Below are 23,355 nucleotides of genomic sequence, written 5' to 3'. Positions count from 1 at the left end.
GTCCCTTTCTGGGAGAGATGCGTTTTTTTGCGTTCACAACTAACAATATTTGAGAAACGGAGGCTAAAATCATGAAGATCAAGGTAACACTGCAAGATGGAACAATTAGAGAGGTACTGCAAGGAACAACGATTAAAGAAGCAGCAGGTGCCATAAGTACCAGTCTGAAAAAAAATGCTGTAGCTGGAAAAATTGATGGAAAATCTGTTGATCTAAACCAAGCGATCGAACATGATTGCCGGCTCGATATTGTTACGTTGGATAGCAAAGACGGTCTTGAGGTTTATAGACACAGTACTGCACATATCATGGCGCAGGCCATAAAACGTATATATGGAGATAAAGCTGTCCAGCTAGGCATAGGTCCTGTTATCGAAGACGGCTTCTATTATGACATTGATATTGAGAAACCTCTATCCACTGATGATCTTGCTGCAATCGAACAAGAAATGGCGAAAATCATCCAAGAGAATCACCAGATTGTCCGCCGTGTGGTGAGCCGCGCAGAGGCCATTAAACTTTTTGAAGAGTTGAATGAGCCTTTAAAGCTGGAGCTTATTCATGATCTGCCGGCAGACACAGTATTAACTATTTATGATCAAGGTGAATTCTCCGATCTTTGCCGTGGACCACATCTTCCCTCAACTGGCTTGGTCAAAGCCTTTAAGCTGTTGAATGTAGCGGGTGCCTACTGGCGTGGAGATTCCAATAACAAAATGCTGCAACGTATTTATGGAACTGCCTTTCCTAAAAAAGCGCAGTTAGAGGAACATTTACTGTTTCTTGAAGAAGCTAAAAAACGTGACCACCGTAAGCTCGGCAAAGAACTTGAGTTGTTCATGTTCTCTGAAGAAGCGCCAGGCATGCCCTTCTATCTTCCCAAGGGAATGACAATCCGTACAGAGCTTGAGAACTTTGCCCGGGAATTACAAAGACAGAGAGATTACGATGAAGTTCGTACACCGCTGATGATGAACAATCGGCTTTGGGAGCAGTCGGGGCACTGGGATCACTACAAGGACAATATGTATTTCACAAATGTAGATGAAACAAAATTTGCCCTTAAGCCGATGAACTGCCCTGGGCATATGCTAATTTTCAAAAACAATCTGCATTCCTACCGGGAACTGCCTATCCGTATCTCGGAATTCGGTCAAGTGCATCGCCATGAATATTCTGGAGCACTTAACGGGATGATGAGAGTCCGCACTTTCTGCCAGGATGATGCTCACCTCTTCGTTTTGCCAGAGCAAATCGAGGATGAAATAAGACGGGTAATCTCACTGATTGACCATATTTATCAAGTGTTCGGCTTTGAGTATAAGATTGAATTATCTACTCGGCCGGCAGATTATATGGGATCTGAAGAATTATGGGATCAGGCTGAACAATCTTTACAAAATGTATTAGACAATCTCGGGATCGAATATCGAGTGAATGAAGGGGATGGCGCGTTCTATGGACCTAAGATTGATTTCCATATCTTAGATGCGCTAAAACGAAGCTGGCAATGTGGAACAATCCAACTAGATTGGCAAATGCCAGAGAAATTCGATCTTACTTACATCGGGGAAGATAATCTTAAACATCGCCCGGTCGTAATCCATCGCGCTGTGTATGGATCGATCGATCGTTTTATGGGGATTATTACTGAGCATTTCGCTGGAGCTTTCCCACTGTGGCTCGCACCTGTTCATGCGAAGTTATTGCCAGTCTCTGAGAACTATGTTGACTATGCACTGCAAGTGAAGCATCAAATGGAGAAGGCTGGCATTCGTGTCGAAGTAGATATTCGAAATGAGAAGTTAGGCTACAAAATTCGTGAAGCTCAGCTTGAAAAAGCACCTTACATGCTCGTACTGGGGGAGAACGAAAAAAATTCCGACACTGTCTCTGTAAGAAAACGTGGTGAAGGTGATCTTGGTTCGAAGAGTATCCAAGACATCATTAAACAGATTAATGAAGAGATTATTAGTAAGAGATAAATTTAAGGGGCTGTCTAATCGTAGAAAAACTACGTTTGAGACAGCCCCTTCTTTATAACCTATTCATATTCACATGAACTCTATTTTACGTACAGGCGGCTGCTTTCTTCCCAATATTCGCCTGGTTTCAGGCTGAACAAGCCGATATCATCAGCAGGAAGGTCTACCATTGGCGCATTCACCAAGTTAATTTGTGGCTCAGGGCAGAAGAACTGTTCTGTAGCACCGTTATTCCAGATCATCCATTGTTTGTACGAAGTCCCTACATCGTACACCAAGGTTACTCCAGCTTTGCTATCGGTAAGCTCCATCCGGTTGCGTCCGTTCTGAGGTACAGCCGTGTAGTGATTGTCCATCGATGCAAAATATGGATTCACACCTTCTTCACGAAGCTGAACTTCTCCTGGCTCCAACGCCTGGAATTTGCCTGTTGGCAGCATGCGGTCGTTAAGCTCCCAGCGCTCGCCAATAGTAGCTTTTACGCGGTAATCTTGTGCCGAGCTTCCTGGTGCGAATGGTGCGTTAATGGCAGTGTGGAATGCCAGCAAGCAAGGCATCACGTCATCTCCATCATTGTGTACCAGCACCTGTTGAGATAATCCTCCTTCGCCGAGGGTATAACGCAATTTGATCGTATACTTATGTGGCAAATATTGATAAGAAGGATGATTCTCATCCACCTTGATGAATACGGTTACGAAGCTTTCAGTCTTACCGCTGCCAAATTCTTCGACTTCCCAAGCTGCAGTATGTAAAAATCCGTGTAAATGGTTGCCCGTTGCAACTTCATTTACGGGGAATTGATAAGTTTGACCATTCCATGGAAATTTACCATCCTCATAACGATTTGGAGGAAATAATACAGGAATTCCGTGAATCCCCGGACTTGCCTTGAAGGCTTCCATTTCTTCAGCTCCAGGCTCATGCAGGAAGCGATATCCGTTTTCGGTATCACGGAAACAGATCAGGTTGCCGCCAATGCCTGGCAGAATAGCTGCCTCATAACGACCGGCTTTCAACCAGATAGCTGCTTCTCCTTCATATTGTCCTTCATACGCTGTGATTGACATAATATATTGTTCTCCCTTCCAGTGTCTGATAATTGTCTCCACTTGATAGATTACCACATCTAGTCATGAGGTGACATGCTCTTTTTACAATTGCTCCACTTCTACGCTCATTACATGTTCAATTTTCTTCACATCGTAATAAATTTCTGTTGCGTAATCTCGATCCGGGGCTGAGATCACCATATCGATCATTTGTCTGCCATCTTCCAAATCTTTAATTTTCATTCTTCGAATCGCTCGGGATGGACCTCTAGTACTACGCTGCGAGCTGACCTGAGGCCGCTCGATTTTTTGGATCACTTCTGTAAGCACGAAATTAGCTTCCATAATGATCCTCACTGAAACTTCATGTTTATTCAGTACTTCTGGTCCTAGCGAGCGGATTAAATGAGGAACTAAATTCACAGCAAACATCAGCAGAATAACCGCATATGCTGCTTCAATATAGAATCCCGCACCCACAGCTATACCAATTCCAGAAGCTGTCCAGATGAGTGCTGCCGAAGTAAGGCCCGAAATGGCATCTCCGCCTCTACGCAGAATAACACCCGCACCCAAAAAACCAATCCCGCTGACAATCTGAGCCGCAAGCCTCATTGGGTCCATGTTTGGATGCTCTGGCCCTGCGAACTTGTCAAAGGCATGGATAGACACCACTGTGACAAGACAGCTCGCAATGCTTATGACCATACTGGTCCGTATCCCCAGCGGTTTCTGCTTGATCTGTCGGTCAATCCCGATGAACAGCCCGAACAGCATGGCCACTAGTAACTTCATTAATGATTCCAATTGAAAATCCATATCGCAATCTCCTTTCTCCAGAGATACTCCATTATAACGGAAATTGGAGATAATGATTAGCTTTATTTTACAACAAAAAACGGTATATCCATCCTCAGCGCATATGCTCTTTCGACCCGTGTGGTCCGGCATAGCGACGAGGATGGAATCCGTTATGAGAGGTCAAGATTATGTTGGAAAATTAACCATGCAGAAGCGACTCTGCACCGTCACAATAAATTTCCGTCCCCGTAATATGATCTGAATCTTCCGACGCCAGAAACAGAGCCAGCTTAGCTACTTGATCAGGTCGCCCCGGACCTTCTTCCAGCGGTTGATCTCCCTCAGGAAATTCTACTGGGATTTTCACTTCTTTCAGATCCTCTGATGGAAAAGTGTTGTCATCTATATTGGTCTTTATAGCCCCAGGACAGATCGCATTTACGCGGATTTGAAATTGAGCCAGTTCCAGTGCCGCCATTTTCATAAAAGCAACCTGTCCTGCCTTAGTCGTGCTGTAAGCAGAAAAACCAACATTGGAAAACACACGATTTCCGTTAATGGAGCTGTTGATCAGGATGCTGCCTCCGCTTTCTTTTAGATGCGGTATCGCATATTTTACAGTCGCGAAGGTTCCACGCAGGTTAATATGAATGGTCTGATCCCAAGCTTCAATATCCATCGTTTCAATAGGCGTCATCGCCCCATTAATCCCTGCGTTGGCAAAAACAACATCAAGACGACCCCATTTCGCGGCCGCCTTGTTTATCGCCGCTTCCACTTGTGGTGGTTCAGCAACATCACATTCGATAACTAGGGCTTCTCCGCCCTCTTTCTCCACTTGCTGTCTAACCTTTTCAGCGTTCTCCACAGTTCTGTCCAATAATACAACTTTGGCTCCGTTACGTGCGAACTCAAGCACGGTTGCCCGGCCAATTCCTGAGCCGCCTCCGGTTACAACTGCAACCTTACCTACAAGCTTTTTATCTGCCATATCGTGATATCCTCCTTCTTATCATGCAAGTCTTCCAGTTAAGTTCTTTCCTTAACCTTAACCTTGCATACAGAAGTTGAACCGACAGATATTTACTTTTCCTTTAGGATTATTATTCTCCCTGACGAAGATGAATGATGAGATCGTTTAATCCGGCTTCCCGGATCCCTTCCACTATAAGCTCAGCTAGAAGACGAGCCCCTAAAATCTGAAAATGTGTATTATCCTGCACGCCACCTGGATGCGCAATAAATTCTCCTGGATAGCTCCACATGAATAAATCTTTTGAGCCCTCTGAGCCATAAGCTTCAAAGAGCTTGCGGCTCTTCTCGGCTAAATCAATCAGTGAAACCTGCTCGGTATCTGCGAGTTCCCGTATGGCGATTAAATAATCTCCATGCGTGTCTACAATTGCTTCTTCACTATCAAATCTTCGCCGATGTACAGAGCTCACAAGAACCGGATAGGCCCCCGCTTCTCGGGCGACTGTAATCAACCGGAGCAAATGTTCTTTATATGTAGTAAAGGGCTCGGTATGTCTTAAATCATCAGTTTTGGAATCATTATGTCCAAACTGGATGAACAGATAATCTCTGGGTCTGATATCTGCGGCAATGCCCTCCAAATGCCCTTCCTCAATAAAACTCTTGGAACTGCGCCCAGAAAGTGCTCGGTTATCAACAACTATTCCCGCTTTGAAGCAGCGTGGCAGCAGTTGACCCCACCCCGCATAGGGATAACCTTCTTCCCCTTGATCGGTCACCGTGGAATCTCCCGCCAGAAACAAGACTAGCGCTTCATTGTCCATCTGAATGTCCAAGGCGTTAATACGCGGTGCCGCACCCGAGAACGATAGCTTTAGCTGCCCATCCTTTATTCTAATTGCAAAGGATTCGCGTAAATATTGGCCCGCAGGCACATTTAGAGTGTCCAATACGAACTTGCCTTCTCCAGCTTTGATAAATGTGCTGGTCTCTGCCAGAGCATCACCCAACAGCAGCGTAACACGGTAGACCCCATTCGGGAGATCCAGAAGAAAAACTGCTTTCTGTGGGATGCAGCAATCGCTTCGCAGTATATCTGTTCCCCCTCTGAAACGACCAAAGACAGAGGAATCAGAAGTGAAACCATACCCTATTTCCTTAGAATAAGATGTGTCCGGCCGAATTTTGGTGTAGCCAGGCTCAGCTTCCTTAATCCCAAAATCAAAACGATAGCTATCCAAATTCAGCCGCACCTTTCTTAATTAGAGATTTAAAACATTTATATTCATTTGCTGAAATCAACCTTTCAAACCACTGGTGCTGATTCCTTCTACAATCTGCTTTTGGAAGATAAAGAAGATAATCATGACTGGTGCCAAACTTAGAACAGACATGGCGAACATTGGACCCCAGTTGGATACGGACTCACTGTCCAGGAACATTTTCAGCCCCATCGAAACTGTATATTTAGAAGGTGAGTTCAAGTACAATACCGGTCCAAGCAAGTCTTCCCAACGCCAATAGAAGGAGAAGATTGCCGCAGTAGCCATAGAAGGACGGATAAGCGGAAGTATAATTCTGAAATAAAGTCCAAATTTCCCACAACCATCGATGGTAGCCGCTTCATCAAGTTCAACAGGAATGGTCCGAATAAACTGCAGCATTAGGAAAATGAAAAACGGGACACCGAAGAACTGTGGTACAACGATCGGTTTGATACTGTCGAGCCATTCCAATTTGGCATAGATAATGTATTGAGGGACGAGCACCACATCGGAAGGAAGCATCAGGGTCATCATCATGATTCCGAACCATAAGCCATGGCCTACAAATTTATTGCGGGCAAAACCAAAGGCAACCAGTGAAGATGAAATGACTGCGCCCAGTGTTGCGACAATGACAATTACGAAAGAGTTCTTGATGAAGACACCAAAGGAGTAACCTGCAATACCTTCCCAGCCTTTAGCATAGTTCCCCCATTCCCATGGATCAGGTATAAGGTGTTGAGCTGTAACAAACACAAGCCGGCTCTCTTTAAAAGAACTCATAATCATCCACAGAATCGGATACAGCATAACGATAGCGAGGCCACCTATAAGGATGTGATAAAGCGGCCATTTCAGTTTAATTTTCGCCATGGATTATTTTCCTCCTTCCGACTCGTAGAAGACCCACGATTTGGATGTCTTGAACAAGATTCCGGTCATGATGCCGACAAGCAACAACATCACCCAAGCCATAGCCGAAGCATAACCCATATTATTAAACATAAAAGCCTGACGGAATAAATAGAGAGAATACAACATAGTGCCGTCCATAGGTCCGCCTTCACCTTTAGAGATAATATAAGCTGGAACAAAGGTCATAAATGCGCTGATCGTCTGCATAACGAGGTTAAACAGAATTACAGAACTTAAGAGTGGCATAGTAATCTTAAAGAACTTTCTGAAGAATCCGGCTCCATCTACACTAGCTGCCTCATACATTTCACCAGGAATATTTTTGAGACCTGCCAGAAAGATTAACATGGATGAGCCAAACTGCCACACAGATAAAGTTATCAACATAATAAGCGCAGCGTTCGGATTGCCAAACCAACTTACCGGACCAATCCCGAAAAAGCCAAGCATGCCGTTAATAATTCCAGTATCACTAAAAATATTACGCCACATGATGGAGACCGCCACACTGCCACCTATAATAGAAGGTAAATAATAAGTTGTCCGATAAGCTCCTACCATACGCGATTTCGTATTTAGAATCATGGCCACAAATAATGCGAAGGTTAGACGTAAAGGCACACCGATAAATACGTAAAGCAGCGTTACCTTTAGTGAATGCAAATATTTCGGGTCATTTGAGAACATTTTGATGTAATTATCAAATCCAATCCACTTAGGTGGAGCGAATAAATTGTATTTTGTAAAAGAGAGATACAGCGAAATGATCATTGGGATCAGTGTGAAGCAAAGGAAGCCAATGACGAACGGACTGATGAAGGCATATCCTGTAAGGTTGCTTCGTAACCGCCGGCCGGTGAGGTTCTTTTTCTTAACAGCCAATGGATTCGAAGGTAGGGGATTCGTTAATGCCAAGGGTCTCCAACTCCTTTTTATGTGAATAATATGGGAAACGGGATGCCGCCTAGCGAAATGGCATGCCGTTTCCCATGTGAGACGCAGTATAGTTATCTGTTACCCTACGATTAACGGCTGGAGAGAATAGAGTTCGCTTCTTTTCGGAACTGTGCCGCTGCTGCTGCTGGGTCGATTTTTCCGAAGTTCATTTGTTCAGCAAGGTCTGTAAGCAGGGCTACAACCTCTGGGGAACCTACCGGTGGACTCATAGGTGAAGTAGTAGGCTCCATGTCAGCAACAAACTTAAATACTTGCTTACCGGAATCAGTTAATTGTGTAGCTACAGATTCTTTGATTTTGCTTGAAATCGGTACTCCGCGTTCGCCTTTGATCAGGTTGTTAGCTTCCACATCATTAATCCAGAAATCAACGAACTTCGCTGCTTCTTCCTTCACTTTAGAGTTAGAAGTAATTGACCAGTACATACTTGGCTGCATGTAAAGCCCTTTATCCATATCTGGACCAGGCATTTGTGCCAGCTCCATAGGACGATTTACAGCGATTTGCAAAGCAACGTATTGGTTCGACCATTGCCATACACCGATACCTGTCCCTTTAACAATATCCGACTCTTCAATAACCCCTTTATTTTGGCTCAGTTTGTCTTGTGATGGGACCGCTCCATCTTTAATCAGACCAGACAACATTCCGAAAAAGTCAGTGAACAACGCATCGTCCTCATAACCAAGAGCGGAACCATCATTGTTATAGAGTGCCAGCCCTTTTGTACGCAGATAATAGTTGAAGAATACGTCTGCTGCCATGGAACCATCCATGTACAGTCCAGCCGACTTAGCTTTTGCGGCGATTTCCTTGTATTGATCCCAAGTCCAGTTCTCTGGGATAGAATCAACGCCTGCCTTTTTCAGCAATTCTGGATCATATTGAAAACCAAGTACGTTAACCCCTAACGGAATTCCGTATTGCTTCTCACCGATCACTCCAGTACTCAGCACGTTCTCATTCACATCGCCGACTTGAATCTGAGAGTTCAAATAAGGTTTCAAGTCTTCGAGCTGTCCGTTAGATCCATATTGATTGATATAAGAAATATCCATTTGAACGATATCAGGAAGCCTATTTGCAGCGGCTTGCGGAGCAAGCTTTTTCCAGTAATCATCAAAGGATGCATATTCAGGCTCAATGGTTACATTCGGGTATTTGGCTTCATACATATCGATAACTTGTTGTGTATAAGAATGTCTTGTATCTCCACCCCACCATGCGATTCGCAAGGTTACTGGTTCTGCTGAGGTCGTAGCCGCAGGTTTCGTTTCCGAAGGAGTATTTGTAGCGGAATCCGTAGCGGCAGCATTGTTATTGTTGTTACCTCCACCGCAACCAGCTAACATCGACGACAGCAATAATGGTACGGCTAGTAAAGCGAATCTCTTTTTCAATTTCATGTCCCCTTTTCCTATGATAGTGTAAAGGCTCTGATCCCTTTAGGTAGCGCTTTCATTGGTTAAATTTTCTCAAATATTCCGTGATTATTGAATACAAAAAACCGTCTTGTTTGTTCAATAATCAGTTCGCTTGAGGGGGTTTCATGAAATCTGTAGGGGTCTGGCCGGTTACTTTTTTAAAAACCTGACTGAAATATTGTGCATTTCCACCGAAGCCGAACATTTCAGCCAGCTCAAATACTCTCACATCCCCACTTCTCAAAATATGCTCCGATGCTTTAGCAATCCGGTAATTGGTTACATAATTCGAGAATTTCTCCCCGGTAATTTTTTTGAATATTTTGCCGAGATAGTCGGGATTCATATATAACATTTCAGCAGCGACCGAGCTAAGCGACAGCTCTGCATTCTTGTAATCCTCTGCGATAATTTTGAACATTTTGTCTACAATAAGTGATTGCCGGGAACTAAAATGTCGGTCATACATCGCTGTTAAGCGAACCGCTGCCTCTTTGACGTATGCTTTTAAACCTCCCAAGGTTCTAATTTCGGCAAGCTCCGCCAAGCCCGATGTGAAGCTATTTCTTTCATCAGGGACTGCTAAACGAATCATAGCGGAATATAACTGTAAAACATAAGAACGCGTCACGTTAATATCTAACCGCTCATCTGCGAGCAAGTTGAATAATCGTTCCAATTCCAGCTCAACCGTATTTTGATCGCCTGCTTTTATAAGTAGACAAATATGCTCTTCATCTAGCTCGATATCATTTCTTCCACTTAGCTCATCACTTGGGATATCACTCCCGGTAATCAAACCGCCCGCCTCCAAATAAAAACGATGGTTCAGGCACTGCAAGGTCTGACGATACAATCTCCGGGAATGAATCATAAGGTCAGCATCACTAATCGCGATTGTCACATCCATTTTATAAAACTTGCAGAATACCTCACTAACTTCAGCGATACGTTTAAGCAGGGGGCTATTCTGCACCGTATTTCCTTCGTCTTCCAGTAATATTAATAAATGACCACCTATCGTCGCACTCAGGAGTGTTTCCTGAAGTACGTCCTGGGCAATATTTTGCAGAGCGAACAATTGCTCATATTCGTAAGAACCTTCTAGTCGGAACAGGAGCAAGCGCACCGTTTTGTCATTAAGTTCAATGCCGAATAGTTCCTGATAATACTCTAGATCCTGACTTCCATAAGTTTTATTAGAGATCCATTCCTTCAAAAATTGTTCTTTCACATGGGGCAATACCTTCTGAAGACGTTGTTTCATACGATTTACGAATTCGCCTCTGCTCTTCTGCTCATCGAGTTCCGCTACCAGCTCAATCAGTGCTTCATGGATCTGATTCTCATTGCACGGCTTTAAAAGATAATGTTTGACCCCGTTCTGCATAGCAATACAAGCATAATCAAAATCCTTATAACCAGTCAGCATAACGAATTTCACGTTTGGAAATCGTACACTGCATTTTTGCACCAGTCCCAGGCCATCTAGACCAGGCATAGAAATATCCGTGATCACAATTTCAGGGTTAAGCTCCTCAATTTTCACCAAAGCTTCAATCCCGTTCCGCGCCGTGCCTACAAGCTCTGTTCCCGCTCTTCCCCAGTCCACAACCTGCGATATCCCTTCCAGAATCAAGCGTTCATCATCCACCAGCAGCAGTTTATACATTCTCTAGCACTCCTTTTAAGTAAGGTATACGCACATGTATAGTTGTTCCTTGACCCGGCTCACTTTCTATGACTGTGCCCCATTCAGGGCCGAAGACGATTTGAATACGCTCCGCGATGTTAGCTAAGCCGATGCCTTCTCCACGTGTCTTAACTCTCCCCATCTGTAAATCTTTGATAAATTCAGCGCTCATCCCCGGTCCATTATCACTGACTTTGATATCGAGGCCCTGATCTTCTTCACTAACTGTTATAGAAATGGTGCACGGCTCAATATTAGGCTCTAGCGCATAGCGAATAGCATTTTCGATTAAAGGCTGCAAGGTCAGCTTCGGAATTAATGCATCATGCAGATTTTCAGGTACATCCATCCGGAAATCAAGCCTCTCATCAAACCGTGTTTTCTGGATAATGACATAATTTCGCACGATAGTGATCTCTTTTTCAAGTGTAATTAGCGGATCCTTGAGACCAATAGAGCTGCGGAACAAGTAACCGAGCGCTTCTACCATTTCTGAGATTTTGGCTTGTTTGTTCATTTTGGCTAACCAATTGATCGATTCCAGTGTATTGTACAAAAAATGCGGATTAATCTGTGCCTGTAATGCTTTCAGCTCGGTCTCTCTAATAATCAGCTGCTTCGCATAGTTCTCATCAATAAGCTCTCTGATCCTGCGGATCATCATTTTAAAAGTCCGATTTAGCTGACTAACCTCGTCCTGCGCAGTCTGTGAAACCACACCTAATGACTGTTCCTCCAGATTGTCCAGATCGCCCTTCTCGATTTGCTTCATTTTTTTGGTCAGCTTAGAGATCGGACGTACAATACTACGAGCAAGTCTGTAGCCTAAAAGGAGACCAATTAATAAGATTAGTGCGAATATGATGACGACCAGTTTTTTGACAAAAGTAATATGTTTGAACATCTCATTAAATGGAGTTGCATTGATGTAGATCCAATCTATATAAGATGATTTCGTCTTGGTTATAAAATAAGTACCTTCTTGATATTTGGCCGTGCGATATAGCTCCGGACGTTCTGTCTCTTCTTTAAGCTCTTCTGGCAAAAGAATCGGTGCTTCAGGATAGATCGCCTGTCCCGTCGTGGCATCAACAGCTATTAATTGGTCGGTATCGCTCGTACTATCCGCAATGATTAGATCGATCCGAATACGGATCACGAGTGTTCCCAGATCATCCAGCGTAAACGTTGACCCTGTATAAGATTTAATCTGCCGAACCGCCAAAAGTGAATTTCTGTTTCCTTGCGGATACCACACTATACTCCCGCTAGCTTCCGCAGCTAACGGCTTTAACTGATCCTGCAGATCCTGTGATACCCCTTCACGATTGCCCGCAGTCATTACTCCGCCACTCGTATCCATCAGCATCATGGAATAAACGTATTTCTCTGCCCCTGCAAAAGCAACCAGCCTGTTTATGATCTTGTTATGTAGAACTTGTCTTTCATAAGGCTGTGGATCATTCTGCAATTGGCGCAGGCATTCTTGGATTTGCTCATCAGACACCACTGTAAAAGAAAGCTGATCCAATTCTCTTAGGGCATTTTCGATGCTTATAGAGGACATCCCCAGTACCTCAGAGGCCTTTTCATAAATTTGCTTGTCATAGATACGATACACATATTGCAAAACGGTCAACGAAAATAAAAAGGAAAGTAGAAGCAAAAAGGAAATAATCAGTATCATTTTGTTGAAAATGCCCGAACTTCTGTAAGCGCTAACATTTTTCCAAATCATCTGTTTTCTCCGCTCCCTAAATATGATAATTTTCATTTATTATCACTATAATTCCATTATAAACCATAATGTTCCATTTGGGTAAATTTACGTGAACTGAAAGATAAGGATAGTATAATGGCTCGGCGAAAAAAATCCTATGTAAAAAAGGGCTCGAAATGAAATCCAGAATCAGAGTTCACTTCAAGCCCTTATATTGAGCTACCTTCACACCTACAACAGACTAACCAAGCATCATTCGGTCATCTGCCAATTTATGTCCGCTGATTGTCTCGAATTCTCCGAGCAGCCGTTCTACGGTAAGATCTTTTTTACGAACCTCGTCGATATCCAAAATAATACGGCCCTTATCCATCATGATTAGACGATTGCCAAGACGAATGGCCTGCTCCATGTTATGGGTAACCATTAGGGTGGTTAACTTCATCTCACGGACAATGGACTCTGTCAGTTTAGTAATCAGCTCCGCACGAGAAGGGTCAAGGGCTGCTGTATGTTCATCTAAAAGCAAAATTTGCGGTTGAGTAAATGTCGCCATTAGCAGACTTAGCGCTTGTCTCTCTCCACCTGACAACAACCCTACTTTTGCCCGCAGGCGATCCTCCAGCCCAATCCCCAGACGGCTTAGCTCATCGCGAAACAAGGCTCTTTTTGCTTTATTTACGCCAAAGACTAACCCTCTGCTTTTGCCTCTTTTATAAGCCATAGCTAAATTTTCTTCAATCGTCATATGTGGAGCCGTACCCGCCATTGGGTCCTGAAAGACCCGGCCGATCCAGCGACTCCGTTGAAATTCCGCCAAATGGCTGATTGAATTTCCTTCAATGCTGGCTGTACCCAGATCCGGCTTCATGACACCGGAAATAATGTTCATCAACGTAGATTTACCAGCTCCATTACTTCCAATGATGGTGACAAAATCACCGGGAAGAAGCTCCAAGTCAATGCCGAGCAGCGCTATTTTCTCATCTGGTGTTCCGGGATTGAACAGCTTAGATACGTTCTCCAGTTTAAGCATCGATGGTACCTCCTCTCTTGCTGCTTAGCGCTTGCTCAGCTAATTCAACGGAACGCCTCCGCGCCATATTCTTCTGCTTCAGGAAACGCTGAATCGACGGGAATACAAGAGCGAAAATAACGATAATTGCTGTGATCAGCTTAAGATCCGAAGCTTTCAGCCACGGTACCCGCAAGGCAAGTGCAACTACGATCCGGTAAACTATGGATCCGAGCACAACAGCCAATGTGGCCCGAAATACATTTTTGGCACCAAATATGGCTTCACCGATGATGACCGAAGCTAAACCGATTACAATCATCCCAATACCCATCGAGGAATCCGCAAAAGTAGAATACTGAGTAATTAACGCTCCCGAGAGCGCCACCATTCCATTGGATAAACTGACACCAAGAATAGTGGTATTATCCGTGTTTACACCCAGACTACGGATCATTCTTGCATTATCTCCGGTAGCCCGCAGCGCAAGTCCAAGATCCGTACGCAGGAATAAATCCATTACTATTTTCACAAAAATAACTACAAACGGCAGTACGAGCAGAGGATCAATGGAAGTGAACAAGGTAGTGTCGCCCATTAAAGACCAGTTGGGTTTGCCACCAAATATCCGCAGATTAATGGAATAAAGTGCAATCATCATCAAAATACCGGATAACAGTCCATTAATCTTGCCTTTCGTATGTAATAGGCCCGTGCACATTCCTGCCAGCATTCCACCAGCAATAGCGGCCAAGGTAGCAAGCCATGGTGCATAACCGTTAGTAATCATAACAGCGGCAATGGCACCACCAGTGGTAAAGCTCCCATCTACAGTCAAATCAGGGAAATCAAGAATACGAAAGGTAATGTATACACCTAAAGCCATAAATGCGTAAAGCAAACCCATTTCAACGGCCCCGAGCATCGAATTTAACATAGATGACTTCCTCCTTCGAGCGGAAAGGGGCGTTCTCACGAAATCGCCCCTATATAATGTCTTATTGAATGATATTGTTGGCTTGATCGGCAACTTCTGCCTTCATTGCATCAGTCACTTCTATGCCTTGCGCTGCTGCAGATTTCAGGTTAAGAATGAGATCAAGTTTTTCTTGCATGGTTACTTTCATATCAGCTGGCTTTTTACCATTTTTCAAGATATCCACGGCCATTTGACCCACTTGATAACCATGATCGAAATATTTAAAACCAACGGTGGCAAAAGCGCCCTTTTCAACCGTATCACGGTCACTGGAGAAGAACGGGATTTTCTTGTCATTAGCCGTTTGAATAATGGTATCCACTGCACTTACGACTGTGTTATCCAAAGTAATGTAGAATGCATCTACACGACCCACAAGTGATTCCGCAGCTTGTTTGACTTCAGAGGTATTCGTGATGGCAGCCTTCACTAGCTCGATTCCATGCTTATCCAATTCTTTTTTAGCAATCTCAGCCATAATTACTGCATTGGGTTCACCTTCATTAATAACGATGCCCAGCTTTTTCACGTTAGGAAATTGGGTAGCTATAAATTGCATTAATCTGTTAATCGCTTCGGGATTGGTGTCCGATACACCTGATACATTTCCACCTGGATGCTCCAGATCCGTGACAATCTTTGCGTCGAGTGGGTCAGTTACTGCTGCGAACAAAATCGGTGTATCCTTACTTGCTTTGCTGAGTGCTTGAACAATTGATTGAGCGGAAGGCGTTGCAATTGCCAATACCAAATCATTTGAGTCAGCGGCAATCTTTTGAGCAATGGACAAGTTATTCGCTTGGTCAGCCTGAGCATTTTCAAGGTCAACCTTCAGGTTCTCGCCTTCAACGATTCCCGCATCCTTCAAAGCAGCGAGAATTCCTTCGCGTGTAGCATCGAGTGAGGGGTGTTCCACATATTGTGAGATCGCAATTTTGTACGTTTTTGAATCTGCTGCTCCTGCATTCGTAGGGGAATTACCGGAATTCGCTGCATTTCCTGAGTTTTCAGCGGTGTTATTGTTGCCACAACCAGCTGCTACGAGCATGAAGCATAAGCTTAATCCCGCCAAAATGTTTCTCTTTTTCATCAAAGTACCCCATTTCATTAGTTTATTAACGCATACATCAAGGTGAGCGACTCAGCATTATCACTTTTATCGATAAAAGCATTAAAGCATAAGCTTACACGTACCTCACATTAATGATAGAAATCTATTAAACCTATATTATATGGAGGTTGTTTATCCGTCAATCACTTATCATATTTCCATAGATTTCAAATTCTGAAGAATATATGACATCAAAAGAGGTAATGCTTGGTTGTCTCTTACAGCGATTGCCTTCGTTTCTTTTACATAAAAAAAATCGCCCTGCACAAACTTAATTTACAGTTTGAAGATGGAGCGTGTTAAATGGCTAATAATCACAAAAGACTACTAACCACCGCTACTGTATTGCTTGCTGTCGCTTTAACGAGTTCATCCTGCGGTTATTCTTCTCAATCGCAAAAACCTAAGGTTAACGCGCTAACTCCTGCTGGTAAAAATGCCTCCAGTTATTATGAACAATCTGCAATTACTGACGCTCAGGGAAAGTACTGGATTCCACTCAAGCCTGCGGTTACTTCGCTCGGATATCGGATGAAGGATGATGGTTCTAGTGATGGATACACTAAAATCGGTTATAGCGATGTTATGTATATGCTGCGCCCTGGCTCTCCACAGGTATTCTCACTTGGGGAAAAAATCACACTGCCACAAGCCCCTAGACGGCAAGAAGGGCAAATCTATATCACCCCTTTAGCCTTGTCCAAATTTTTGCAAACAGAAGTAGGCTGGAATCCCCAGTCGGGTGAGATAAACATTGCTACACCGTCCGAACGTAAGACTATCGAAAAATTATCGACGGTCGAATCCACGAGTGAATCTAAATCTTTACGCATTCAAAGTATTTCTGAAGCGGATAAAAAGGAGTTAATCTCTTTTGCCAAAAATTTCTTGGGTGTTCCCTACGACTTTGGCGCTGGATCTTATGAAGAAACCAAAAAATTTGATTGCTCTTCTTTTACAAGGCATGTATTCAAAAAATTCGGAGTCAGCTTACCTCGTTTAGCTAAAGATCAGGACAATTTAGGTACCCGTGTAAGTCGAGACGAACTGGATGTAGGAGATCTTATCTTCTTTACCGTTCCCGGTCGATTTGAAAGTGATGCTATACCTGGTCATGTCGGTATTTACATTGGAGACGGAAAGTTTATCCACACCTGGGGTGAACCCGGAGTTCAGATCAGTGACCTCGACTCAGGTTATTGGAGTAATGTAATCCTCCATATGCAACGTGTTTTATAAGCTTCCCATACTTTAAAAGAAATCATTCAAAAAGCCTGAATCCCTATTGAAGGGGTTCAGGCTTTTTGACTATAACTTTTATCCAGTTTCTTAATCCCAGCTCTTGCCCCTTCCGCTCATCCGGACAAACAGCTTTACAAGTTCAACTATAACAATAATCGCTACGGCCGCTGCACATACTATTCCCCACTGTAATCCACTTAAATGTGAAACACCAAACCAGTCGTTTAAGCCCGGGATGATGATCACAAGCACAAGCATTAGTATAGAGATCAGCGAAGCCCATAACATATAGCGATTGCTGAACCAACCGATCTGGAATAGCGATTTTTTATTGGATCTGACGTTAAAAGCATGAGCGATTTGCAGTAATCCTAATGTACCAAAGGCCATTGTAACCGCTATACCTTCATTGTAATGCGTATGCGCCCATTGATACACGATCAACGTAAGCGCCGCTTCTATAATCCCTTGATATATAATCCCGATCCCCACGCCGCCCGCAAAGATGCTACTGCTTGCTTTACGCGGCTTCTTCGCCATTACATCCTCGCCGGCTTTCTCAAGTCCGAGGGCAAGTGCAGGTAAGGTATCCGTAACGAGATTAATCCACAGAATATGGATCGGCTCTAGAATACGCCAGCCAATCATAGTGGCAATAAATAATGTCAGCACTTCCCCAAGATTAGCGGAGAGAAGGAACTGGATAGCCTTGCGGATATTGCTGTAAACCTTCCGTCCTTCTTCTACGGCAACAACTATAGTCGTAAAGTTATCGTCGGCAAGCACCATATCTGATACACCCTTGGCAACATCCGTTCCGGTTATTCCCATGCCCACGCCGATATCGGATGATTTAAGTGCAGGAGCATCATTTACACCATCTCCGGTCATCGCCACAATTTTTCCTTTTTGTCGCCAAGCCTTAACGATACGAACCTTGTGTTCAGGAGAGACGCGTGCATAAACCGAATAATCGGTAACCTTCTCCGCAAATTCCTCTTCGCTGAATTTATCCAGCTCACTACCCGTTAATACACCTGATTCATCTTCAATAATCCCTAATCTTTTTGCAATAGCCGCTGCTGTATCACGATGATCGCCTGTAATCATTACAGGTCTAATTCCCGCTTTACGGCAGATAGCTACCGCATCCCGTACTTCCTCACGCGGCGGGTCAATCATACCGACCAAACCAATAAATACTAACTCTTTCTCCGTGGTATCTGGTGAGAGATCGGTCGGCAGCTGCTCCTCATCTCGGAAAGCAAATGCCAAGACTCGAAGTGCATCATTCGCAAGTAATTTATTACTTTCCATGATATTCCGCTTATGTTCGTCTTGTAGAGTTACAATTTCTCCATCCACATAGATATGGCTGCATTTGGACAAAAGTACATCTGGTGCACCCTTTGTCAGCACACGATAACGTCCAGCTTCGACCTCATGAACCGTTGTCATCAGCTTGCGATCGGAGTCAAAAGGCAGCTCATTTTTACGTGGGTATTTCTTTTCCAGCTCCCTTTTGTCAGTGCCTATACTAAGCGCATAATCGACTAACGCAGTCTCCGTCGGATCGCCGATGATTGCTTTTCCGCTCTTGGTTTGTGGGTCCTTAGCTCCAGCTTTTGCTTCAGGTTCACTAGGAGTCTTTCCTTCGTCAATACTGGAGTCATTACAAAGCGTCATAGCTTGAAGCAATAACTCGCCACCAGGAATCCCTTCAAGCCCTGCACTGGAATCAGTGGTCTTTCCGTTGACATGCACTTTTTCGACAGTCATTTTATTTAATGTTAAAGTACCTGTCTTATCGGAGCATATAATCTCTGTACTTCCAAGTGTTTCCACGGCGGGAAGCTTGCGAATAATCGCTTTTCGTCCCGCCATTCGCTGCACACCAAGCGCGAGAATGATCGTAACAATTGCTGGCAGCCCTTCCGGGATAGCCGCTACCGCGAGTGAGATCGAGGTAAGTAGCATATCCAGCAGCTCTCTTCCTTCGAAGATCCCAACGGCAAAGATAATCACGCAGACGCCAAGAATAATAAAGGTAAAATATTTACCTAGCTCATCCAGCTTTTTTTGCAGCGGTGTTACATCTGTATCTTCTTCCGAGATATAACCGGCAATTCTACCGACCTCCGTCTGCATTCCTGTAGCTGTAACTACACCAATTGCTCGGCCATAAGTTACACTGCTGCTCATATAAGCCATATTGGTGCGGTCGCCGATTACAATGTCGCTACCCTCAAGCACACCGGCCCGCTTTTCAGAGGGCAATGATTCTCCGGTAAGCGCGGCTTCCTCCGTCTTCAACGAAGCGGCTTCCAAAAGTCTTATATCCGCCGGAACTACATTTCCAGCTTCCAGCAATACGATATCCCCGGGCACAAGGTCTTCACTTTTTATCTCAGTAACCTGGCCGGAACGTCTTACTCTGGCGTGTGGAGAGGACATACTTTTTAGCGCATCGAGTGCTTGCTCAGCCTTATTTTCCTGAATAACTCCAAGCACCGCGTTCAAAATGACTACAAGCAAAATAATGATCGTATCCGTCCATTCCCCCAAGACTCCTGACAATACAGCTGCTACTAGCAAAATAAAGATCATTACATTTTTAAATTGTTCGATAAACTTTCCTAATAGCGATTTGGTCTTCGCTTCTTGAAGTACGTTCTTCCCATATCGCTCCACAAGTTTGGACGCTTCATCGGAAGATAAACCCTCTTTCCGAGTTTCCAGCCTATTCAGCACTTCTTCCTCGATCAGTGTATGGAAGGGTACCAGCCCTTGCGATTGTGGATTATTTGAATTCAAACCATAGCCTCCTTCCAGAATTGAGATCTGGTAAAACCTCTCATATGAGTTTTACCCAAAATAGGCATGGTGATTCTTGAATGGTATGTACTTTTTTAGAAATTTAGATGTTCTTTCTTCAAATCGCGATTGAAGCTTTTAAACCTGGTCCCTTGATACAGGAGTTCGCCTCGATCCCCTTCCACAATCAGACCAAAATCCTGATCTCTTACCTGCAACTCCAATCGAGAGCCATCGGCAAACTCAAACGTAACAAAATAGCTAGTATTTGCTCTCGATTCACCGGATCCCCCCCATACCTCGGTTCGTTTGGTGACCGCTGTGCAGTTTGCTTTTATCAAAGGACTTGCGTTATTGGATATCCAGATTCTCACTGATTTAACAATTATAAAAACAAAAAGGCCAAGAAAAAGCAAAGCAAATAATTTAAAAAACAGTGGCATCTCATGAATGAAACTTCCGAAAAAGCTGCGCTCATCAAAACCGTTAAAATCCTGCCATTCGCTCAAATTTATCCCTCCTGACTGAAACAAGATAATAAAAGTTATCTATGCTGCGAAATACGTCATTTTTCCCGTTCGGTTTCATGTTTTCATCATCTATATATGAATTTTTTTCACAAAACAATTTGGATTCAAAGGAAAAGGTATGGTATGCTTTTTATACTACATGCAGTTGGGAGGTGTTATTTCGGTGCAATATATAGCGCGTTTGTCACTACTTTGGTTTCTTCGTATAGTCCTAATTCTGGGGATGATATTTTCTTTTCCACCTGCCTGGTCTGGAGGATCATTCACTACGGAGCAAGAATCAACGACATCCGAAAATGAACGCTACGAGCGAAAGTTTACACCTCCCGTAAGGATTGCACCTCAAATAACCCCTCAGGTAGGAGCCATCAAAATAGCTGAACAGTGGGGAACGAAGTCTATTGCGGTAGCTGCAATACTCCCTGTACTTTCTTTACTGTTCCGTCCAGTGATTTATAAATTCCTGCTTCGACTTCGGCTGTACCTGTTAAAATTCACTTCTCATTTTCTAATATCACTCCCCTAGCGAAGTTCACCTCTGCCCTAATTGAATGTCTGCTGAAGGGATTTTAGAACTTCGATTGATAAATAATCTTATGATTCATGAATTATAGAGAAGCGGATTTACCGGTTGGTATACATGCTCGCATTGCTCATCCTCCACCGGAAGAAAGCAAGTATTTTGGCTGAAACGTGTCCTGAATATCTCTTCCGGTGAGCTTTTTGCATTAGTAATATTCGCAGCACTATTCCTGATTGCTGGATTCTCCGAGACCATTCATCTAGCAGACAGAAGTTATTGGCGCACTACTAGTGGACTTGTCCTCGCTGAAACCGAACATGTGAAACGGATTGATAAATCTGGTGATCCTGTTTCGTGATTTCTTCAGTGTCATCTTCTGCTTCAGCTTCGGACTGACATAGATCCACTCACCTTAGGCAGTGAGGCGCTCTGGTACTCCCTTGCAGCAGTTATCGTTACGCTAAATGGCAACTTTATTGCAGGCTTGCTGGCCGGACGTAGCGTTGGTCACAGCCTTCATGCTTCATCATCCAACATTGGATGCCCATAGTCGCGCGGGATGAATTTTCAATAATTATGGCCAATTTGGGTAAAGCATTGCGGAGTGCTGGCTATTCTTCACTATTTGTAGCCATTCGCAGCCTCTTGCAACCATTTGCAGCCATTCGCAGCCATTTACGTGCTGATCCTTGTTCTCCTTGGACATTGTCTGACGAAGGAATCTAAATAGATTTATAAATAATGGATAAAGTATTCAACTTTGAGAAACGACATGATGCACGAATATCCAAAAAATCTGCCATAGCCACTGAAAATGAGTAAGGTCGTTTCCCCTGTTGAAGGAGGAAAAACTATGCAGAACAAAATAAATCAACGTCAACAGCTACAAAGAAGCTCTACCTTCCGAGTTCTTACCGTCATTGCCGGCGCATTGCTTGCTGCTGTAGGATTGGAATTATTTTTAATGCCACATGGCCTTGTTGTCGGCGGGATTACAGGCTTATCCGCATTATTCGCTCATACTACTGAAATGCAGCTTGGATTGTTTCTATTTCTATTCAATCTGCCCTTTATATTTATGTCGCGAAAACAAGTAAATCTCCGCTTTGCTCTTTACACTGTTTTGGGATTAACCTGCCTAACCATCGCGTCTCTTGCGCTGCATCGTTTTCCTGCTGTGATTAGCGATCCTTTACCTGCCGCAATGGCAGGAGGCATCTGTCTTGGAGTAGGTATTGGAATATCTGTGAGATTCGGCGGTGTAAATAAACAAGCCAGTGACCAGGGGTATTCTCTGCTGAGCGGCGGACCTCCAAAATCAACGGAAGTCGTCATTATGATCCTGAACTGTGCAATTCTGCTTTTTGCAGGTACATTGTTCGGTTGGGAGCAAGCAATGTATTCTATTATTGCCTACCTGCTGGCTTTCGAAGGTGTTCGTATCTCACTACGGGGATTATCCCACTCCCGCACTGCTTGGATTACCAGCAGCCGATGTTTGGACATTCAGCAAGCAATCGCAACCTCTCTAAACCGAGAAGCTGCGATTGCCGAAGGTTCAGGGCAAGATGGAGAGGTTAGCACGTTGTTTTGTCTGACAAACAGAATGGAAGAAGATCATCTTCGGGCAATCGTTCTACAGTGTGATTCAGAGAGCCAAATCGTGTTCAGATCAGCCACTAAAGATCATAGACAAACACGCTTACACGAATAAAAAAAGGGAGCGCCCTTAAGCCATGAAAATGGCTGGAGCGCTCCCTTCTTTTTGAATTTAGCCTTTGATCGCAACCAATTTTTCTGAGCGAGGCCTCAAACTTCTTGTTCGAGACCCCAAACTTCTTGCGAGAACTCAAATTTCGCATTATTCGAAGACGTTTACGCGCATGAGACAGCTATCGGACACAGCGGACCTTAAATGCGGAATTATCCCGAATTTTGGATGACATCGGACCGCATAGCCCCTATTGGCACAAAAAACGCCAACTACGAGCCTATTTCTTATGAATAGCTGCACTGGGGTCCGAAACCTTGCTCCAAAGGCGATATATTTGCGAATAACGTCATTGGAGTCCGAATACCTCAGCGGATGATCATATTTCGGCGTCATCGGACGGCGGATGAATGTGATTCGGTGACATCGGACGATGGATGAAAGTGATTCAGCGGTATCGGATAAGCGGAGAGCTATGATTCGGTGGCATCAGACGGCGGTTGACTATGATTCGGTGGTATCGGACACAGCGGACCTTAAATGCGGAATTTCCCGGAATTCTGAATGCATTCGGACCGCATAGCCCCTATTGGCACAAAAAACGCCAACTACGAGCCTATTTCTTATGAATAGCTGCACTGGG

18 protein-coding genes and 1 pseudogene are annotated in these 23,355 nt (G+C 43.9%); 5 read left to right on the top strand and 14 right to left on the bottom strand.

Annotated elements, in window-relative coordinates; translation table 11 throughout:
- Positions 1 to 71: 71 nt before the first annotated feature.
- Complete coding sequence (gene thrS, locus NYE35_RS12935) at positions 72 to 1,985, top strand: threonine--tRNA ligase (RefSeq protein WP_038570353.1); 1,914 nt, start codon at positions 72 to 74, stop codon at positions 1,983 to 1,985.
- An 80-nt stretch (positions 1,986 to 2,065) separates the two neighbouring features.
- Here the strand turns inward: thrS and NYE35_RS12930 are convergent, their stop codons facing one another.
- The 12 genes from NYE35_RS12930 to NYE35_RS12875 form a co-directional block, all read right to left on the bottom strand.
- The gene (locus tag NYE35_RS12930) at positions 2,066 to 3,055 is read right to left on the bottom strand and encodes an aldose 1-epimerase (RefSeq protein WP_036686233.1); all 990 of its coding nucleotides are present in this window, start codon (positions 3,053 to 3,055) and stop codon (positions 2,066 to 2,068) included.
- Between the two features lie 84 nt (positions 3,056 to 3,139).
- Positions 3,140 to 3,856 carry an MgtC/SapB family protein gene (locus tag NYE35_RS12925; RefSeq protein ID WP_036686231.1) on the bottom strand — a complete coding sequence of 239 codons (717 nt, stop codon included), beginning with the start codon at positions 3,854 to 3,856 and terminating at the stop codon, positions 3,140 to 3,142.
- 181 nt (positions 3,857 to 4,037) lie between these two features.
- Complete coding sequence (locus NYE35_RS12920; protein ID WP_076105002.1) at positions 4,038 to 4,829, bottom strand: SDR family oxidoreductase; 792 nt, start codon at positions 4,827 to 4,829, stop codon at positions 4,038 to 4,040.
- A 112-nt stretch (positions 4,830 to 4,941) separates the two neighbouring features.
- A complete protein-coding gene (locus tag NYE35_RS12915; RefSeq protein ID WP_076105001.1) occupies positions 4,942 to 6,054 on the bottom strand; it encodes a rhamnogalacturonan acetylesterase in 1,113 nt (370 codons plus the stop codon).
- A gap of 57 nt (positions 6,055 to 6,111) precedes the next feature.
- Entirely contained in the window at positions 6,112 to 6,951 is an 840-nt protein-coding gene (locus tag NYE35_RS12910; RefSeq protein ID WP_038570347.1) for a carbohydrate ABC transporter permease, read from the bottom strand.
- A gap of 3 nt (positions 6,952 to 6,954) precedes the next feature.
- Complete coding sequence (locus tag NYE35_RS12905; protein ID WP_076105030.1) at positions 6,955 to 7,875, bottom strand: carbohydrate ABC transporter permease; 921 nt, start codon at positions 7,873 to 7,875, stop codon at positions 6,955 to 6,957.
- Between the two features lie 143 nt (positions 7,876 to 8,018).
- On the bottom strand, positions 8,019 to 9,356 hold the full coding sequence (locus tag NYE35_RS12900; protein WP_036686225.1) for an extracellular solute-binding protein: 1,338 nt from the start codon (positions 9,354 to 9,356) through the stop codon (positions 8,019 to 8,021).
- 121 nt (positions 9,357 to 9,477) lie between these two features.
- The gene (locus NYE35_RS12895) at positions 9,478 to 11,046 is read right to left on the bottom strand and encodes a response regulator transcription factor (protein ID WP_341121157.1); all 1,569 of its coding nucleotides are present in this window, start codon (positions 11,044 to 11,046) and stop codon (positions 9,478 to 9,480) included.
- Complete coding sequence (locus NYE35_RS12890) at positions 11,039 to 12,805, bottom strand: sensor histidine kinase (protein WP_038574396.1); 1,767 nt, start codon at positions 12,803 to 12,805, stop codon at positions 11,039 to 11,041. The genes NYE35_RS12895 and NYE35_RS12890 overlap by 8 nt, the downstream gene beginning before the upstream one ends.
- Positions 12,806 to 13,028: 223 nt before the next feature.
- Complete coding sequence (locus NYE35_RS12885; RefSeq protein ID WP_076101657.1) at positions 13,029 to 13,823, bottom strand: ABC transporter ATP-binding protein; 795 nt, start codon at positions 13,821 to 13,823, stop codon at positions 13,029 to 13,031.
- Positions 13,816 to 14,739: an ABC transporter permease gene (locus tag NYE35_RS12880; RefSeq protein ID WP_036686219.1), complete on the bottom strand. Its 924-nt coding sequence runs from the start codon at positions 14,737 to 14,739 to the stop codon at positions 13,816 to 13,818. Before NYE35_RS12880 ends, NYE35_RS12885 begins: the two co-directional genes overlap by 8 nt.
- A 61-nt stretch (positions 14,740 to 14,800) precedes the next feature.
- Positions 14,801 to 15,871, bottom strand: coding sequence for an ABC transporter substrate-binding protein (locus NYE35_RS12875; RefSeq protein ID WP_076101654.1), 1,071 nt, complete (start codon positions 15,869 to 15,871; stop codon positions 14,801 to 14,803).
- Positions 15,872 to 16,195: 324 nt separating this feature from the next.
- On the opposite strand from NYE35_RS12875, the gene NYE35_RS12870 reads away from it, so the two are divergent.
- Positions 16,196 to 17,131 carry a C40 family peptidase gene (locus tag NYE35_RS12870; RefSeq protein WP_076101653.1) on the top strand — a complete coding sequence of 312 codons (936 nt, stop codon included), beginning with the start codon at positions 16,196 to 16,198 and terminating at the stop codon, positions 17,129 to 17,131.
- Positions 17,132 to 17,221: 90 nt separating this feature from the next.
- Here NYE35_RS12870 and NYE35_RS12865 read toward each other — a convergent pair whose 3' ends face one another.
- Both NYE35_RS12865 and NYE35_RS12860 read right to left on the bottom strand, forming a co-directional pair.
- Complete coding sequence (locus tag NYE35_RS12865) at positions 17,222 to 19,918, bottom strand: calcium-translocating P-type ATPase, SERCA-type (protein ID WP_076101801.1); 2,697 nt, start codon at positions 19,916 to 19,918, stop codon at positions 17,222 to 17,224.
- 125 nt (positions 19,919 to 20,043) lie between these two features.
- Positions 20,044 to 20,457, bottom strand: a complete 414-nt coding sequence (locus NYE35_RS12860) for a DUF2500 domain-containing protein (RefSeq protein ID WP_249267720.1) — start codon at positions 20,455 to 20,457, stop codon at positions 20,044 to 20,046.
- Between the two features lie 184 nt (positions 20,458 to 20,641).
- On the opposite strand from NYE35_RS12860, the gene NYE35_RS12855 reads away from it, so the two are divergent.
- The 3 genes and pseudogenes from NYE35_RS12855 to NYE35_RS12845 all read left to right on the top strand — a co-directional run bounded on the left by NYE35_RS12855 (position 20,642) and on the right by NYE35_RS12845 (position 22,715).
- Positions 20,642 to 21,004 (top strand): hypothetical protein, encoded by a 363-nt coding sequence (locus tag NYE35_RS12855; protein ID WP_038570328.1) that lies wholly within the window; start codon positions 20,642 to 20,644, stop codon positions 21,002 to 21,004.
- 160 nt (positions 21,005 to 21,164) lie between these two features.
- Positions 21,165 to 21,728 (top strand): annotated as a pseudogene (locus tag NYE35_RS12850) (cation/H(+) antiporter); the annotation flags it as partial.
- Between the two features lie 126 nt (positions 21,729 to 21,854).
- On the top strand, positions 21,855 to 22,715 hold the full coding sequence (locus NYE35_RS12845; protein ID WP_051491444.1) for a YitT family protein: 861 nt from the start codon (positions 21,855 to 21,857) through the stop codon (positions 22,713 to 22,715).
- The last annotated feature ends 640 nt before the right edge of the window (positions 22,716 to 23,355 follow it).

Source organism: Paenibacillus sp. FSL L8-0494 (genome assembly GCF_038003695.1).
GTDB classification, from domain to species: domain Bacteria; phylum Bacillota; class Bacilli; order Paenibacillales; family Paenibacillaceae; genus Paenibacillus_AQ; species Paenibacillus_AQ odorifer.
The sequence above is the reverse complement of the archived record's forward strand: the minus strand, read 5'-3'. Positions and strand labels throughout refer to the sequence as shown.

Coding starts and splice junctions, on each gene's coding strand:
- NYE35_RS12895 (WP_341121157.1), bottom strand. CDS start 11,046: ATGTATAAACTGCTGCTGGTGGATGATGAACGCTTGATTCTGGAAGGG.
- NYE35_RS12845 (WP_051491444.1), top strand. CDS start 21,855: ATGCAGAACAAAATAAATCAACGTCAACAGCTACAAAGAAGCTCTACC.
- NYE35_RS12885 (WP_076101657.1), bottom strand. CDS start 13,823: ATGCTTAAACTGGAGAACGTATCTAAGCTGTTCAATCCCGGAACACCA.
- NYE35_RS12925 (WP_036686231.1), bottom strand. CDS start 3,856: ATGGATTTTCAATTGGAATCATTAATGAAGTTACTAGTGGCCATGCTG.
- NYE35_RS12920 (WP_076105002.1), bottom strand. CDS start 4,829: ATGGCAGATAAAAAGCTTGTAGGTAAGGTTGCAGTTGTAACCGGAGGC.
- NYE35_RS12875 (WP_076101654.1), bottom strand. CDS start 15,871: ATGAAAAAGAGAAACATTTTGGCGGGATTAAGCTTATGCTTCATGCTC.
- NYE35_RS12910 (WP_038570347.1), bottom strand. CDS start 6,951: ATGGCGAAAATTAAACTGAAATGGCCGCTTTATCACATCCTTATAGGT.
- NYE35_RS12890 (WP_038574396.1), bottom strand. CDS start 12,805: ATGATTTGGAAAAATGTTAGCGCTTACAGAAGTTCGGGCATTTTCAAC.
- NYE35_RS12880 (WP_036686219.1), bottom strand. CDS start 14,739: ATGTTAAATTCGATGCTCGGGGCCGTTGAAATGGGTTTGCTTTACGCA.
- NYE35_RS12870 (WP_076101653.1), top strand. CDS start 16,196: ATGGCTAATAATCACAAAAGACTACTAACCACCGCTACTGTATTGCTT.
- thrS (WP_038570353.1), top strand. CDS start 72: ATGAAGATCAAGGTAACACTGCAAGATGGAACAATTAGAGAGGTACTG.
- NYE35_RS12900 (WP_036686225.1), bottom strand. CDS start 9,356: ATGAAATTGAAAAAGAGATTCGCTTTACTAGCCGTACCATTATTGCTG.
- NYE35_RS12930 (WP_036686233.1), bottom strand. CDS start 3,055: ATGTCAATCACAGCGTATGAAGGACAATATGAAGGAGAAGCAGCTATC.